Origin of the sequence: Paractinoplanes hotanensis (assembly GCF_023717965.1) — a bacterium.
Classification (GTDB): Bacteria; Actinomycetota; Actinomycetes; order Mycobacteriales; family Micromonosporaceae; genus Actinoplanes; species Actinoplanes polyasparticus.
In genome coordinates, this window is the sequence record NZ_JAMQOL010000034.1 from 39,419 (window position 1) to 51,911 (window position 12,493).

13 protein-coding genes are annotated in these 12,493 nt (G+C 70.9%); 9 read left to right on the forward strand and 4 right to left on the reverse strand.

Annotated elements, in window-relative coordinates:
• The first annotated feature begins 358 nt into the window (after window positions 1–358).
• The 7 genes from LXN57_RS24085 (at window position 359) to LXN57_RS24115 (ending at window position 5,543) form a co-directional block, all read left to right on the forward strand.
• A complete protein-coding gene (locus LXN57_RS24085; protein ID WP_251800443.1) occupies window positions 359–943 on the forward strand; it encodes a nucleotidyltransferase in 585 nt (194 codons plus the stop codon).
• 9 nt (window positions 944–952) lie between these two features.
• The gene (locus tag LXN57_RS24090; protein ID WP_251800444.1) at window positions 953–1,201 is read left to right on the forward strand and encodes a hypothetical protein; all 249 of its coding nucleotides are present in this window, start codon (window positions 953–955) and stop codon (window positions 1,199–1,201) included.
• Complete coding sequence (locus LXN57_RS24095) at window positions 1,198–1,944, forward strand: metallophosphoesterase family protein (protein ID WP_251800445.1); 747 nt, start codon at window positions 1,198–1,200, stop codon at window positions 1,942–1,944. Before LXN57_RS24090 ends, LXN57_RS24095 begins: the two co-directional genes overlap by 4 nt.
• 39 nt (window positions 1,945–1,983) lie before the next feature.
• Entirely contained in the window at window positions 1,984–2,127 is a 144-nt protein-coding gene (locus LXN57_RS24100; RefSeq protein WP_251800446.1) for a GPGG-motif small membrane protein, read from the forward strand.
• A 188-nt stretch (window positions 2,128–2,315) separates the two neighbouring features.
• Window positions 2,316–3,191, forward strand: a complete 876-nt coding sequence (locus LXN57_RS24105; RefSeq protein ID WP_251800447.1) for an MHYT domain-containing protein — start codon at window positions 2,316–2,318, stop codon at window positions 3,189–3,191.
• A 20-nt stretch (window positions 3,192–3,211) separates the two neighbouring features.
• The gene (locus LXN57_RS24110) at window positions 3,212–3,928 is read left to right on the forward strand and encodes an HD domain-containing protein (protein ID WP_251800448.1); all 717 of its coding nucleotides are present in this window, start codon (window positions 3,212–3,214) and stop codon (window positions 3,926–3,928) included.
• Window positions 3,929–3,938: 10 nt separating this feature from the next.
• On the forward strand, window positions 3,939–5,543 hold the full coding sequence (locus LXN57_RS24115) for a glycoside hydrolase family 13 protein (RefSeq protein WP_251800449.1): 1,605 nt from the start codon (window positions 3,939–3,941) through the stop codon (window positions 5,541–5,543).
• On the opposite strand, the gene LXN57_RS24120 is transcribed toward LXN57_RS24115, so the two are convergent.
• The 3 genes from LXN57_RS24120 to xylA are packed head-to-tail and all read right to left on the reverse strand — an operon-like array spanning window position 5,451 to window position 9,591.
• A complete protein-coding gene (locus tag LXN57_RS24120; RefSeq protein ID WP_251800450.1) occupies window positions 5,451–6,932 on the reverse strand; it encodes an MFS transporter in 1,482 nt (493 codons plus the stop codon). The two genes, LXN57_RS24115 and LXN57_RS24120, sit on opposite strands and share 93 nt — an antisense overlap.
• A gap of 51 nt (window positions 6,933–6,983) precedes the next feature.
• Window positions 6,984–8,381 (reverse strand): xylulokinase, encoded by a 1,398-nt coding sequence (gene xylB / locus LXN57_RS24125; protein WP_251800451.1) that lies wholly within the window; start codon window positions 8,379–8,381, stop codon window positions 6,984–6,986.
• Window positions 8,382–8,403: 22 nt separating this feature from the next.
• Entirely contained in the window at window positions 8,404–9,591 is a 1,188-nt protein-coding gene (xylA, locus tag LXN57_RS24130) for a xylose isomerase (protein WP_251800452.1), read from the reverse strand.
• 89 nt (window positions 9,592–9,680) lie between these two features.
• Between xylA and LXN57_RS24135 the strand changes: the two genes are divergently transcribed.
• Window positions 9,681–10,799 carry an ROK family protein gene (locus LXN57_RS24135; protein WP_251800585.1) on the forward strand — a complete coding sequence of 373 codons (1,119 nt, stop codon included), beginning with the start codon at window positions 9,681–9,683 and terminating at the stop codon, window positions 10,797–10,799.
• Here LXN57_RS24135 and LXN57_RS24140 read toward each other — a convergent pair.
• Window positions 10,787–11,266 (reverse strand): MarR family winged helix-turn-helix transcriptional regulator, encoded by a 480-nt coding sequence (locus LXN57_RS24140; RefSeq protein ID WP_251800453.1) that lies wholly within the window; start codon window positions 11,264–11,266, stop codon window positions 10,787–10,789. The two genes, LXN57_RS24135 and LXN57_RS24140, sit on opposite strands and share 13 nt — an antisense overlap.
• Window positions 11,267–11,316: 50 nt before the next feature.
• Between LXN57_RS24140 and LXN57_RS24145 the strand changes: the two genes are divergently transcribed.
• A complete protein-coding gene (locus LXN57_RS24145) occupies window positions 11,317–12,444 on the forward strand; it encodes a PP2C family protein-serine/threonine phosphatase (protein WP_251800454.1) in 1,128 nt (375 codons plus the stop codon).
• The last annotated feature ends 49 nt before the right edge of the window (window positions 12,445–12,493 follow it).

Consider the following 12,493-nt stretch of genomic DNA (forward strand, 5'->3'; position numbering starts at 1 on the left):
CGGAACACGGCACGGGTTCTCAACCGCGTAGCACGGCGCGGTTCTCAACCGCGTAGCACGGCGCGGTTCTCAACCGCGGAGCACGGGCGCGGGTTTCTCCACGGCGGAGCGGGGGGCGGGGAAGGAGCGGGGGCTGCGTTTCCGGGTGGTCCTCGGGTTTCTTGAGGGGCGGGCCGCGGGGTCGATCGGCCCGCCCGGCATTTTCCGGCGGCGACGCTCGCCGCGTACCAAAATGGGGTTTGCATCAGCCACATACCCGTTGTTTGCAGTGGGCTCGCCCCGGCGGCGGTTCAACGTCAAGCGGGCCGGGTAGTCGTATCCGACACACCGAACCGCACCCGTCGAACAGGGGGACGTCATGCCGCACCGCGTGGACGAGGGCCTGGCCACCACGCTCAAGAAGGTCGCCTCGACGCTGAAGTCGGCCGGCATACCGTTCGCACTCGGTGGAAGCTTCGCGGTTTACGCGCACGGCGGGCACTCCAGCGACCACGACGTGGACTTCCTGCTGCGGGAGGAGGACCGCGACCAGGCGCTGGCCGAGCTGGCCGCGGTCGGCTTCCGCACCGAGCAGCCGCCCGAGGACTGGCTCGTCAAGGTCTACGACGAGGACCGGATGGTCGATCTCATCTATCGGCCGGTGGAGACGCCGGTGACGATGGAGACGCTGGCCGACACCGAGCAGATCTCGGTCGAGGCGATCTTCATGCCGGTGCTCTCGGCAACCCAGCTGATGGTGCACAAGCTGCTCAGCTACAGCCAGCACTACTGCGATTTCGCGACCGGTCTGCCGGTGGCCCGCTCGCTCCGCGAACAGATCGACTGGGCCCGGGTGCGGCGCGAGACCAGCAAGTCACCGTACGCCGAAGCCTTTCTCATTCTGCTGGACCGGCTCGACGTCGTCCCGCTCGCGGACGACGAGGAAGCGCTGGCCACCAAGTAGGGGGATCAGATGACGAACGACACCGATCTCGAGGCCGAGATCCAGCGCCTGCTCACCGAGCACGACCGGATAGCCGAGCAGGGCATCACCGTGCAGCGCCGGGATCACCTGATCGTGCTGGGCGGCGAGGTCGAGAGCAGCCAGCGCCGCGACGAAATCTGCAAGCAGATCACCACGCGCTTCCCGGAGCTCGAGATCACGTGTGACATCGGGATCACCCGGGCGCAGGCGCCCAGCGAGGTGGAGGAGATTTCATGATCCGGATCGCCGCTGTGGGCGACGTCCACGTGGACAAGGACGTGGTGGGCCGCTACCGGCCCGCCCTGGAAGAGCTGCCCGACCGGGCCGACGCCCTGCTGATCGCCGGTGACCTGACCCGGCACGGCACCGTCGACGAGGCGAAGTGCTTCGCCGAGGAGTTCGGCGGGCTGGACGTGCCGGTCGTGGTGGTGCTCGGCAACCACGACCACCAGAGCGACCAGCAGGACGAGCTCACCCGGGCCATCGAGGACGCCGGGATCACCGTGCTCGAGGGCTCGGCGACCGTGCTCGAGATCCGCGGGCACCGGCTCGGGATCGCCGGCACCAAGGGCTTCGGCGGCGGGTTCGCCGGGGCCTGCGCCAGCAACTTCGGCGAACGCGAGATGAAGGACTTCGTCGGCACCGCCGAGCGCTACGCCGACGACCTGGAACGCGCGCTGAAGTCGGTGGAGTGCGACGCCCTGGTCGCGCTCACGCACTACTCCCCCGTGCCCGAGACGCTGGTCGGCGAGCCGCTCGAGATCTATGCCTTCCTCGGCTGTTACCAGCTCGGACGCTCGATCGACGCGGCACACGCGGCGCTGGCCCTGCACGGGCACGCGCACCACGGGTCGGAGCGCGGACGCACCCCGGGCGGTGTGCCCGTACGCAACGTCGCCCACCCCGTGATCAAGCAGGCGTACAACGTCTACCAGCTGCTGTCCGACGAGGTCGATACCACATTGATCGGCGCTCGATAGGCAGGTTTTGGTTTTTCGGCGTCCGGGTATCCGATGTTCATGGACCTAATTCTTTGGATCATCGCAGTCATCCTGGTGGTCGCCGGTATTCTCGCGCTCTTCCGGCGGCAGCTGCTCTGGGGCATCGTGCTGATCATCGTCGGCCTGCTGGTCGGCCCCGGCGGCGTCAGCATCTTCACCTGATCGGTAACGAGGCTCTCCACGACTCCATCCCCCACGACATTCCCCACGACCGAGAACCGGGCCACCCCAACGGGTGGCCCGGTTCCGTTTGTCAGCCTTGCCGCACTCGCCGTGCGATGAACCGTTGAACAGGAATGACTGAATCACTCGCGGAAAGTCTTCGATCTTTATCTCCGCGAGGTGTGCCGGTGGCCGAAGTCCATCACTTCACGTACGGCGCGTTCAATCCGATCGCCGCCTTCCTGCTCGCCTTCCTGGGGTCCTTCTTCGGCCTGCTCAGCACGGCCCGGGCCCGCGGCGCCCGCACCCGGGGGCGGCGCAACCGCTGGCTGCTGATCGCCGCCTTCGCGATCGGCGGCGGTGCGATCTGGCTCATGCACTTCGCCGCCATGCTCGGCTTCGAGGTGCCGGCCAGCCCCGTCCGCTTCGACGTCCCGATGACGCTGGCCAGCCTGGTGTTCGCGGTCGTCGCGGTCGGCGCCGGGCTGCTGATGGTCGGTCACGGCCGGCGCAGCCTGCCCCGGACGCTGGTGGCCGGCGGGCTCACCGGCGGCGGGGTGCTCGCCATGCACTACACCGGGATGCTCGGCATGCACGTGGCGGGCGAGATCCGGTACGACGTGGCGCTGGTGGCGGCCTCGGTGATCATCGCGGTGGTGGCGTCGACGATCGCCCTCTGGTTCACCGTCTCGGTGCGCGGCTGGGCGCCGATCGGTGGCGCCGCGGCCATCATGGCGATCGCGGTGTGCGGCATGCACTACACCGGGATGGCCGCCCTGTCGGTGCAACTCGATGCGGGAGCGCTCGATCGGGTCGTCGGCTTCCGGCCGCTGACCCTGATCCTGCCCATCACGCTGATCACCGCGGCCACCATCATCGGAGTGGCGCTGAGCGCGCTCCAGGCGATGACCGAAGAGGAGTTCACGGACGGCGCCGGCACCCCGCGGCGGGGCGTGCACGCCGAGGCCGGCAACCCGTGGTCGCTCAAGCAGGCGACGATCGCGACGGCCGTCCGCCGGCCCTCGCCCCGCCCGGTTCCGATCCGTTCGACCACCAACGGCTGACGCTCCGGTACGTTCTCGGCATGGCGCCCCGGATGCTGCTGTCGATGCCGTTGCACGCGATCACCGAGGTGTACGGCGAGGCGGGTCTGCGTGAGCGGCTCCTGCTCGAGCTCGAGACCTTCCCCGAGACCGAGCGCAAGCAGTTGATCGTGGCGCTCGACCTGGCCGCGCGGCTGCACGCGAATGACCGCCGAGTGCGCGAGCCCTACCTCAACCACCTGCTGCGGGTGGCCATCCGGATCATCAAGTACTACGGCGTACGCGATGTGGACGTGCTCACCGCGGCGCTGCTGCACGACGCGGTGGAGGACCATCCGGACGAGCTCGCCGGCACCGCCGAGGGCTCGTACACCGAGCTGACCGAGCTGGCGATCGCCGAACTGGCGTCCCGGTTCGGCCCGCGGGTGGCCGAGCTGGTCCGGTCGGTCACCAACCCCGAGTACGACCCCGAGCGCGACCGCCACGAGCAGTACCGGGCGCACGTGGCGGCCAGCCTCGACCGCGACCCGTGGGCCCGGGTGATCAAGGTCTCCGACTTCACCGACAACGGCGTGGGCGTGGTCCACACCACCCCGGAGAAGGCGGTCTCGGCCGCCCGCAAATACCGCCCGCTCGTGCCCAAACTGCGCGAGCTGGTCGGGCGGCCGGACACGCCGTTGTCGATCGCCGCCAAGGACCACATCCTCGACCAGCTCGACCTCGCCGAGGAACGTTTCGCCTGCATCCTCGACGGATAGCCTGGAGGCCATGCTCGACACCGACGCTTGGTGGCGCGACGCCGTCATCTACCAGGTCTATCCCCGCTCGTTCGCCGACAGCGACGGCGACGGGATGGGCGACCTGCCCGGCATCACCGGGCGCCTGCAGCACCTTCAGGAGCTCGGCATCGACGCCGTGTGGCTCTCCCCTTTCTATCCCTCACCGCAGCACGACGCCGGCTACGACGTGGCCGACTACCGCGGTGTCGACCCGCGCTTCGGCGAGCTGGGCGACGCCGACAAGCTGATCGCCGAGGCGCACGGCCGGGGCATCAAGGTCATCGTCGACCTGGTGCCCAACCACACCTCGAGCGAGCACGCGTGGTTCCAGGCCGCGCTGGCCGCCGGGCCGGGCAGCCCCGAGCGGGAGCGCTACATCTTCCGCTCTTCGGGGGAGGAGCCGCCGAACTCGTGGAAGAGCGTCTTCGGAGGCAGCGCCTGGGAGCGGCTGCCGGACGGTGACTGGTACCTGCACCTGTTCGACGTGAGCCAGCCCGACCTCAACTGGGACAACCCGGAGGTGCGGGCCGAGTTCCTCGACGTCCTGCGCTTCTGGCTCGACCGCGGTGTCGACGGCTTCCGCGTCGACGTCGCGCACGGCCTGGTCAAGGAGGCGAACCTGACCGACTGGACGACCACCAGCACGATCCTGGGCGGCCTCGACCCGGCCGGCCCGCCGCCGCCCATGTGGGACCAGGAAGGCGTCCACGAGATCTACCGGTCGTGGCGCCGGGTGCTCGACGAGTATCCGGGCGGGCGGATCCTGGTCGCCGAGGCCTGGGTGGCCCCGGCCAGCCGGCTGGCCCGCTACGTGCGCCCCGACGAGATGCACCAGGCGTTCAACTTCCCCTACCTGGACGCGCCGTGGCGGCCGGCGGAGCTGCGAGCCGTGATCGACGAGACGCTCGAGGCCAACGACGCGGTGGGCGCGACCACCACCTGGGTGCTGTCGAACCATGACGTGGTGCGGCACGCCTCGCGGCTGGGGTTCCCGGTCGGCACGCCTCGCATGCCCGGCATCGGGGCCGAGGACCCGCAGCCCGACGCCGCGCTCGGCCTGCGCCGGGCCCGGGCCGCCACGCTGCTGATGCTCGGGCTGCCCGGCTCGGCCTACCTCTACCAGGGTGAGGAACTGGGGCTGCCCGAGCACACCACGATGCCCGACGAGTTCCGCGAGGACCCGGCATGGGAGCGCTCGGGACACGCGGAACGCGGGCGGGACGGCTGCCGGGTGCCCCTGCCGTGGGAGGCGGACGCGCCCTCGTACGGCTTCGGTCCCACCGACGCCTCCTGGCTGCCGCAGCCGGCCACCTGGGCCGAGTACGCTCTCGACCGCCAGCAGGGCGTGCCCGGCTCGACCTGGGAGCTCTATCGGACCGCGCTGAGCCTGCGGCGCGAGCACGGCCTGGGGCACGGTTCGGTGGTGTGGCAGGAGGACGCGTTCGCCTTCCGCAACGGCGACGTGCTCGTGCTGACGAACTTCGGCTCCGAGGCGGTGAAGCTACCGCCCGGCGCCCGGCTTCTGGTGAGCAGCGAGCCCCTCGACGGCGACGGGCGGGTCCCCACCGACGTCACCGTCTGGGCCACCCTCTAGCTGAGCCCCCTCGAGCTGAGCCGCCCGGGCCAGCAGGGCGGCGTGCGTGTCGGCCATGTCGCGCGCGACCGTCCTGCTGGCCAGCCAGAACATGACCCCGGTGGGCACCCAGAAGAGCTGGAACGCGGCCAGGCCGACCGCGTAGTTGAGCGGCGGGGGGAAGGCGCCGGCCAGCCCGCGGAAGGCCGCCGCGACCATGATGTTGCCGCCGGCCCGGCCGAACCCGTTGACCAGGTTGCCCAGGCTGTAGACGGTGCCGCGGTGCTCGGGCGGGTTGACGTCGGCGATCAGGGCGAACCAGTTGGGCGAGTTGGCCGACGTCAGCATGAGCGCGAACACCGCGACGGCCAGGCACAGGCCGACGGTGGGCTCGGTGAAGACGTCGGCCAGGACGGCCTGGATGATTCCGCCCGTGCCGGCGCCGTCGGGCACGTCGATGCGCATCGGCACGAAGAACAGCACCATGTAGAACGGCACGGCGGCGAGAACGCCCACCGCCGCGACCAGCGACCGGCCGCGAGGGGTGCGGCGTTGCAGGCGGTCGCCGACCAGGCCGCCCAGGATGGACAGGGCGCCGCCGGCCTGGAACAGCGTGGCGAAGACGCTGCCGATCACGATCGCGGTGCCGGCCGAATAGCCCTGGTCCTCCGCGCGGACCTGGAACAGCACCGGCAGCCAGACCAGCGAGCCCAGGGCGATCTGGGCGGTGCTGCCCTGCAGGATCAGCCAGATGTTGGTGCGCCGGCGCAGGATCAGCGGCAGGTGGTCGTGGTGGATGCGCTCGTCGTACTCGACGCCGGCCAGTTCGGGCTGGCTGTCGCCGCGGGGAACGTTGTAGGTGAACAGGTAAGCCACCGTGGCCACCACGCCGACGACCGCGGTGATCAGGAACGGCCGGCGCCAGTCGGCGTGGCCGAGCAGGCCGCCGATCAGGGTGCCGGCCAGCGTGCCGACGCCCTGGGACAGCCCCCAGAAGCTCATCACGAGGCCGCGGCGCCGGGGCGAGATGAGGTCGCTGACCACGGCGAAGCTGACCGAGGCGACGGCGCCCAGGCCGAACGCGGCGACGATCTGGCTGGTCAGGAAGCTGGGATAGCTCTCCGAGAAGCCGGACCAGGCGGTGCCGGCGATCCAGATCAGCGTGCCCAGGATGAGCACCGGCTTGCGGTCGGTGCGGTCCCCGGCGTACGCGAAACCGATCGCCGCCACCGCGCTGATCAGGAACATGATCGTGGTGGCGAGCGCGATGTGGCCCGAGCCGACCCCGAACGCGGCGCCGATGCTGCCGTACAGCGGCGGCACCAGGCCGATCGCGACGTTGTCGAGCGAGGCGAGGACCACGAACACCACGACGCTGTAAGCGCGGTGGGCGGAGCCTCCCCTGGTCACCCGTGAAGGTTAGCGGGGCCGAGCTGAACCTGCCCGCAGCGGAAACAGAAACTAAAACCGATCGAGGACGGCGCTCTGAGCCGCAGCGTATTGCTCCCGAATGATGGGGAAACTGGTGGCCTCGTACGTCTCGGGAGCCGCGGCCGACCACACGGGCGGCTCGTCGCTGCCCAGCGCGACCCAGGCGGCCTGGCGGGCAGCGCCGTCGGCGACGTACTCGCCGGGCGGCGGCACCAGCACCGGCAGGCCGAACAGCTCGGGCGCGATCCGGCGGACGGCCTCGCTGCGGGCCCCGCCGCCGACCAGCACGATGCGGTTGGCGGTGGCGCCGTTGGCGACCAGCGCGTCGAGCCCGTCGGCGAGGGCGCACAGCATGCCCTCGACGGCGGCCCGGGCCAGGTGGGCCGGGTCGGAGGTCTTGAGCGTCAGGCCGTGGATGGCGCCGGTGGCGTTCGGGCGGTTCGGGGTGCGCTCGCCTTCCAGGTACGGGATGAGGACGAGCCCGTCGGCGCCGGCCGGCGCGCTGAGGGCCAGCCGGGACAGCTCCTCGTGGTCGACGCCGAGCAGCTTGCCGGCCGCGTCGAGCACCCGGGCCGCGTTCAGCGTCACCACGATCGGCAGGAACCGGCCGGTGGTGTCGGCGAACCCGGCGACCGTGCCGGTCGGGTCGTTGGGCGAGACGTCGGACGAGACGAAGACGGTGCCCGACGTGCCGATCGAGACGATCACGTCGCCCGTGCCGGCGCCGGTGCCGAACGCGGCCGCCGCGTTGTCGCCCGCACCGGGGCCGAGGGGGGCGCCGTTGGGCAGCCGGCCCGCGATGCCGGTGGGCCCGAGCACCTCGGGCGTCCTGATCAGCCGGCCGAAGCCGAGCTCGAGCAGGTCGGGACGGTACTCGTTGGTCTTGGCCGACCAGTACAGCGTGCCGCTGGCGTCGCTGCGGTCGGTCTTGATCGTGCCGATGTCGGTCGACCCGGAGAGCTTCCAGGTCAGCCAGTCGTGCGGCAGGCAGACCGCCGCTGTCTTTTCAGCGTTCGAAGGTTCGTTGCGGGCCAGCCAGCGCAGCTTGGTCAGGGTGAAGCTGGCGACCGGCACGATGCCGACCGCGTCTGCCCACTTGTCGCCGCCGCCGAGCTCCTGGATGAGGTCGGCGGCCGCGCCGGCGCTGCGGGTGTCGTTCCACAGCAGCGCCGGGCGGACCACTTCGCCGTTCTCGTCGAGCACCACCATGCCGTGCTGCTGACCCGCCACCGACGCGGCGGCCACGTCGTCGAGGCCGCCGGCCTCGTCGATCGCCTGTTGCAGCGCGGCCCACCAGGCGTCCGGATGCACCTCGGTGCCGTCCGGATGCGCGGCGCGGCCCTGCCGGACCAACCGGCCGGTCTCCGCGTCGCGGATGACCACCTTGCAGGACTGGGTGGAGCTGTCGATTCCGGCTACGAGAGTCATTTCTTCCCTTTGGCTCGACGCTTCAGTTGGCGCGCAGAACGTGGTCGATCATGAGCTGGTGCAGCTTCACGAAACCGTAGCCCTGAGCACCGGCCGCGTCGACGTCGAAGTCCTCCCAGGCGCTCTTGTCGTTGAGCAGGTCCTGGTAGGTCTCGCCCGGGTTGAGGGTCGGGGTCTCGAGCTCGAGCACCTTGCTGGCGCGCAGGGCCTCCTGCACCACCGGGTCGGCCCGGAACGCCTGCGCCCGCTCCTTGAGCAGCAGGTACATGCGCATGTTGGCCTTGGCCGACTCCCAGACGCCGTCGATGTTCTCGGTGCGGGAGGGCTTGTAGTCGAAGTGGCGGGGGCCGTCGTACTTGGGGCCGCCGCCGATCGGGCCGTTCTCGAGCAGGTCGACCAGCGAGAACGCGTTGAGCAGGTCGCCGTGGCCGAAGACCAGGTCCTGGTCGAACTTGACGCTGTGCTGGCCGTTGAGGTCGATGTGGAAGAGCTTCTTCTGCCACAGCGCCTGGGCGATGCCCTGGGTGAAGTTGAGGTTGGACATCTGCTCGTGTCCGACCTCGGGGTTGATGCCGAACAGCTCGGGCCGCTCGAGCTCGTAGGTGAACGCGATGGCGTGGCCCAGGGTCGGCAGCAGGATGTCGCCGCGGGGCTCGTTCGGCTTGGGCTCGATCGCGAAGCGCAGGCCGTAGCCCTTGTCCTCGGAGTACTGGGCGACCAGGTTGAGGCCCTCGCGGTAGCGGTCGAGCGCGGCGTTGATGTCCTTGGCCGCGTCGTACTCGGCGCCCTCGCGGCCACCCCAGAGCACGAAGGTCTCGGCGCCCAGCTCGGCGGCGAGGTCGACCTGGCGCAGCACCTTGCGCAGCGCGTAGCGGCGGACCGAGCGGTCGTTGCTGGTGAAGGCGCCGTCCTTGAACACCGGGTGGCTGAAGGTGTTGGTGGTGACCATCGGCACCACGATGCCGGTCTCCTCCAGCGCCTTCTTGAAGCCGGCGAGGATGCCGTCGCGGGTCGACGCGTCGGAGCCGAACGGCACCAGGTCGTCGTCGTGGAACGTCAGGCCGTAGGCGCCGAGCTCGGCCAGCTTGTGCACCGCTTCGATCGGGTCGAGCGGCGGGCGGGTGGCCGAGCCGAACGCGTCGACGGCCTGCCACCCGATGGTCCACAGGCCGAAGGAGAACTTGTCTTCACGAGCGGGTTGGACCGGCACGGTTACCTCCACGTAACAGCTCGGATTTGTTTATTAGTTGAATTATTTGGCGGCCGTGTGGCATTGTCAAGGCCGTGAGCGGCCGCTTGATGAATGCTTCCCGCAGCCCCGTCCGGCAATCGAGCGTGCGAGCCCACAATCTCGCGCTCGTGTTGCAGACAGTGGCGAACAGCGCAGATCGCCCATCCCGGGCGGCCATCTCGGCCGCGACCGGGCTCACCCGGGCCACGGTGTCGGCCCTGGTCGACGACCTCATAGCCGGGCGCCTGCTGACCGAGCTCGATCCGGCGCCGCGTACGGGCGCCGGCCGCCCCGCCGCCGGCCTGGCGCTCACTCCCGACGGCCCGGGCGGGCTCGGACTCGAGATCAACGTCGACTACCTGGCCGCGTGCGTGGTCGACCTGACCGGCGTCGTCCGCCACCGCTTCGTCACCCGGGCCGACCAGCGCCTGCTGCCGCCCGCGGAAGCCCTGGCCGCGCTGGGCGAGCTGGCCGCGCTGGCCCGCGCGGCGGCCGACGCCGACGGGATCGAACTCGCGGGGGCCGCACTGGCGGTGCCCGGCCTGGTCGCGGCGAACGGCCTCGTGCGGGTGGCGCCCAACCTGGGCTGGCAGGACGTCGACGTGCCGGCCCTGCTGAACCTCGGCCTGCCGCTGACCGTCGACAACGAGGCCAACCTGGCGGCGCTGGGCGAGCTGCGGACCGACGGCGGCACCCCCACCTTCCTGTACGTCTCGGGTGAGATCGGCATCGGCGCCGGCATCGTGCTCGACGGCGAGCTCTACCGCGGCGGGCGCGGCTGGAGCGGCGAGATCGGGCACGTCACCGTCTATCCCGACGGCCGGCCCTGCCGCTGCGGCGCCAACGGCTGCCTGGAGCAGTACGCGGGCCAGGAGGCGGTCGCGGCCGACCCTGACCTGGCCGCCGCCGCCCTCGGTATCGCACTGTCGGCCGTGGTCAATCTGCTCGACCTCGGCGTGATCGTGCTGGGCGGCGGCTACGCGCCCGAGTTCGATCGGCTGCGTGACGGCATCGACGCCGAGCTGCGCCGCCGGGTGCTCACAGCCGGCCTGGCCCCGGTGGCGCTGCGGGCAGCCACGCTGGGCCCGGACGCGGCCATGCGCGGGGCGGCCGACGTGGTGATCGGCAGCGTACGCGACGACCCGGCGAGCTGGCTGGCCCGCTCACGACCTGCTCAGGCCGTCTGAGCCGAAGCGGACTCGCCGTTCTCGCCGGCCGCGGCCGAGAACTCGCTCAGCCCGCGCAGCAGGGCCGCCCGGCCGCCGGCCGACATCTTCTCGAGCACGCCGGTGAGCGCGCGACGCCGGATGCGGCGCAGCTCGCCCAGCAGCGTGCGGGAGGAGGGAGTGAGGTAGAGAGCGATCTCGCGCCGGTCGGCCCGGCCGGGCACCCGCTCGACCATGCCCGAGGCGACCAGGCGGTCACACAGGCGGCTGGCCGAGGAGAGCAGCATGCCGAGTTCGGCGGCGAGGCCGCCCAGATTGATGCCTTCGGCCCGCTCGACGGCCAGCAACGCGTTCAATTGGACCGAGGAGATGCGCGGCGTCACCTGCTCGCGAGCCGCGTCCCACGCGAGCAGCAAGGATTTCGCGGCGTCGTCGATCGCCGCGGTCTGCATCGGGTCCGGCCCATCCGGCCCATGGTGAACGGCCATGGTGCAGGAGAGACTACTCGTACGGGCAGGTCTGTTCGAGGAGGTCGCCATTGATCGACAGGCTACTGGTGCTCCGGCGGATTCTCACCGACGCCGCCGCCGATGCCGTTCCGGAGCGTCTGGCCGAGGCTCTGGCCGCGCAGTACGGGCTCTTGCGCACCGAGTTGTACCTGGTCGATTACCGGTTGGCGGCTCTCGTGCCGATCTTCGGCGACCACCCGCGCACCCATCCCGGCGATCCCGCCTGGCGCTGCTTCGACCATCAGACCGCGGTCCAAGAGAAAGATGTGATGTTTCTTCCGGTCTCGTCGCGCGGCGAACGCATCGGCGTGCTGGCCTGCGAGCCGGCACCCGGCGACCCCGAGGCCGCCGGCGAGCTGATCGAGGTCGCCGTGGCGCTGGCCCACGAGCTTCAGGCGGCGTCCGACGGCACCGACCGCTATCAGGCGGTGGCCCGCACCCGCCGGCTCACCCTGGCCGCCGAGATGCAGTGGGAGCTGCTGCCCGCGCGCAGCCGCAGCCGGCCCGCGTTCGGCCTGGCCGGGCAGCTCGAACCGTCGTACGCGGTGCGCGGCGACAGCTTCGACTGGGCCGATCAGGACGGCAGGCTCTCGCTGAGCGTGCTCAACGGCATGGGCGAGGGCGTGTCGGCGGCCCTGCTCACCTCGCTCGCCACCTTCGCGCTGCGCAACGCCCGCCGGGGCGGCATCTCCCTCGACGACCAGGCGGCACTGGCCGACCAGGCGATCTATGCCGAGCACCGGGGCCACGCGCACGTGTCGGCCCTGCTGCTCGAGCTCGACCTGACAACCGGCGAGGTGACCGTCGTCGACGCGGGTTCGCCCCGGTTGCTGCTGCTGCGCGACGGCGCGGTGCACGAGCAGAAGCTGCGCAAGGAGTTCCCGCTCGGCATGTTCGACGAGACGGACTACCAGGTGCAGAGCTTCCGCATGGAGCCCGGCGACCGGCTCATGCTCGCCAGTGACGGCGTCTACGACGCGGTCACGGCGACCGGGCGGTACGGGGATGCGGCTCTGGCCCGCTTCGTCCGCCGTACGCAGTCCCTGGCCCCGCTGCAGGCCGTGCGGTCGCTGCTGGGCGACCTGCGGGCCTTCGTGGGCGACGCCGACCTCGAGGACGACGCGATCGCCGTCTGCCTCGACTTCCACGGCATGTGAGGCGCCACTCCCATGCGGGTGAGGCACCACTTCACACGGCAGGTGAGGC